Source organism: Streptomyces sp. NPDC057271, assembly GCF_042668715.1.
Lineage (GTDB): Bacteria > Actinomycetota > Actinomycetes > Streptomycetales > Streptomycetaceae > Streptomyces.
This window is the reverse complement of the sequence record NZ_JBHUYJ010000061.1, coordinates 46,590-46,879: the sequence shown is the minus strand read 5'-3', so window position 1 is coordinate 46,879 and position 290 is coordinate 46,590. Positions and strand designations below refer to the sequence as shown.

Here is a 290-nt window from a genome sequence, read left to right as displayed (position 1 = left end):
GGGGGGTTGCCGGGTTGAGGTACCGGCCTGGAATTCCGGTGCGGGTTCTGCGAAGCCGTCCGTGGGGACGGCCGTCGCGGAGCCCGCCATAGCGGACCCCGGACAGCTGCCGCTTCGACACCGGCCCTCCCTCCAGGCCGTGCAGGGTACTGAGCCCCGGACGGTGGACCTCACCGCCGAGGACGACACCCAGACGCTGCCCCGGCTCGACTCGCTGGAGCGCAAACTGAAGGACCTGGAGCAGCAGTTCGGCTGAGAGAGCCGACACGGACGGCGGGGCGGCGTGAGAG

1 pseudogene is annotated in these 290 nt (G+C 71.4%); it reads left to right on the top strand.

The annotated features are described in order from the left end of the window. Positions 1 to 256, top strand: a pseudogene (locus ACFUJR_RS25200) (hypothetical protein); the annotation flags it as partial. Positions 257 to 290 lie beyond the last annotated feature (34 nt).